The sequence below is a fragment of the Clostridium sp. AF21-20LB genome (assembly GCF_003478795.1).
Lineage (GTDB): Bacteria > Bacillota > Clostridia > Lachnospirales > Lachnospiraceae > Otoolea > Otoolea fessa.
This window is the reverse complement of sequence record NZ_QUGD01000064.1, coordinates 1-1,023: the sequence shown is the minus strand read 5'-3', so window position 1 is coordinate 1,023 and position 1,023 is coordinate 1. Positions and strand designations below refer to the sequence as shown.

At 42.1% G+C, this 1,023-nt stretch carries 1 protein-coding gene and 1 pseudogene; both read right to left on the bottom strand.

All coding sequences use genetic code 11. The features are described 5' to 3' along the window. Positions 1–782 (bottom strand): annotated as a pseudogene (locus tag DWX76_RS13750) (RNA-guided endonuclease TnpB family protein); the annotation flags it as partial. A 53-nt stretch (positions 783–835) separates the two neighbouring features. After that, positions 836–1,023 (bottom strand): IS200/IS605 family transposase (gene tnpA, locus DWX76_RS13745; protein WP_118570885.1); only part of this gene is annotated, 188 nt, incomplete at its 5' end.

Here is a 1,023-nt window from a genome sequence, read left to right as displayed (position 1 = left end):
TTTATTATTTCTGGATTCTTTAGTCCGGTTACGGACAGTTCTTTCTGTTTTCCGGATACGGAAAGATATTTACGCAGGATATTAAATGCTCCTACTGCATCCGCATTATATCTTACTCCATCCGTTATATACATACCCCGCTCTTTTCTGTTTGATGCTTCTGCATATCTTTTTGATACTTCTGGTGAAAACGGGCTGCACTGGCTGGTATAGCTTTCCAGTTCTGGTTCTTTGACCTCATAGATAACGATAAGGTCACATTTTCCATCTTCCGGTGGATAGATCCGCAGTTGCTTTATGTGATCCATGTTCCTGAAAATCTTATTTTCAAGATATAGAAATTTTTCATGAATCCCGTAAGTTTCTTCCATGTAGCTTTTCAGATCCTTTGACAGAGACAGCCGTAATTGGCCGGAATCCTTCTCGTGCCGGATTCCCATCTGCATGTAAGTGATCGGTATATTGTCCTGTTTAAATCGCGGAGGATTTGGCGCTTTGATCACGCCGGTCTTTTTAAGGGCATAAAATGATTTCCAGGCTTTATCCAGCTGCTTGCAGGTCTCCTGCGCTGTCTGGGACGGAAGCTGTCTATACCACAGATCTCCTTTATGCGCTTTCTTCTGATAATACCAGTCAGGATACTTCTCCAGCCCCAATTCTTTATATCGACGGCGTTCATAGTTGCAGACATTCCAGAGCTTGGAAGCAGCGTAACACATATGCCCTATAATATTAGAATATTCCGGCCAGATATTGACCGATGTTCTGTGCGACAACAGCATTCTCCTCCCCCTTCAGACAGCCATGCATATGAATCTTTACAATTCACATTGAATTAATACGACTTGCTCTGATGTTCAATATAACGGCGAATATTTTCCTCAGATACGGATCCGATCGTTTCCACATAATAAGAATGGTTCCACAGTTCTCCCTTCCACAACTGGTTTCTTATTTCCGGAAAACGTTCGAATAATTTCCTGCCTGTGATCCCCTTCAGATACTTGATAATGGCTGTTATTG